The sequence below is a fragment of the Streptomyces sp. NPDC050704 genome (genome assembly GCF_040654355.1).
Taxonomy (GTDB): Bacteria; Actinomycetota; Actinomycetes; order Streptomycetales; family Streptomycetaceae; genus Streptomyces.
The window spans coordinates 1-1,057 of sequence record NZ_JBFAHW010000283.1 but is presented as its reverse complement, the minus strand read 5'-3'; the positions used below and the strand labels follow the sequence as shown (position 1 = coordinate 1,057).

Here is a 1,057-nt window from a genome sequence, read left to right as displayed (position 1 = left end):
CGGCGAACAAGACCGGGCTGCACAACCTGTTCAAGCTGTCCTCGGACGCGTATGCCGAGGGCTGGCTGCAGAAGTGGCCGCGGATGGACAAGGAGACCATCTCCCAATGGTCCGAGGGGCTCATCGCCTCCACCGGCTGTCCCTCCGGGGAGCTCCAGACCCGGCTGCGCCTCGGCCAGAAGGAGGAGGCGCTGAAGGCGGCCTCCGAGTACCAGGACATCTTCGGCAAGGACCGCTACTTCCTGGAGCTGATGGACCACGGCATCGAGATCGAGAGCCGGGTCCGCGACGGCCTGCTGGAGATCGGCAAGAAGCTCGGCATCCCGCCCCTGGTGACGAACGACTCGCACTACACGTACCCGCACGAGGCGGGAGCGCACGACGCGCTGCTGTGCATCCAGACCGGCAAGAACGTCTCCGACCCGGACCGCTTCAAGTTCGACGGCACCGGCTACTACCTGAAGTCCACGGACGAGATGTACGCCATCGACTCCTCGGACGCCTGGCAGCAGGGCTGCGCCAACACCCTGCTGGTGGCCGAGCAGATCGACACCACGGGGATGTTCGAGGCGAAGAACCTGATGCCGAAGTTCGACATCCCGGAGGGCTTCACCGAGATCACCTGGTTCCAGGAGGAGGTCCGGGTCGGCATGAACCGCCGCTACCCGGCCGGTGTGCCCGAGGACCGCCAGAAGCAGGCGGAGTACGAGATGGACGTCATCATCCAGATGGGGTTCCCCGGATACTTCCTCGTCGTCGCCGACTTCATCATGTGGGCCAAGAACAACGGCATCGCGGTCGGCCCCGGCCGAGGCTCCGCGGCCGGCTCGATCGTCGCCTACGCGATGGGCATCACCGACCTCGACCCGATCGAGCACGGCCTGATCTTCGAGCGGTTCCTCAACCCCGAGCGGGTCTCCATGCCCGATGTCGACATCGACTTCGACGAGCGTCGGCGCGTGGAGGTGATCCGGTATGTGACGGACAAGTACGGCGCCGACAAGGTCGCCATGATCGGCACGTACGGCAAGATCAAGGCGAAGAACGCGATCAAGGA

General features: G+C 65.1%; 1 protein-coding gene. It reads left to right on the top strand.

Going from position 1 to position 1,057, the window contains the following annotated elements:
- Nucleotides 1-1,057 (top strand): DNA polymerase III subunit alpha (gene dnaE, locus AB0I18_RS52135; RefSeq protein WP_363112908.1); only part of this gene is annotated, 1,057 nt, incomplete at both ends.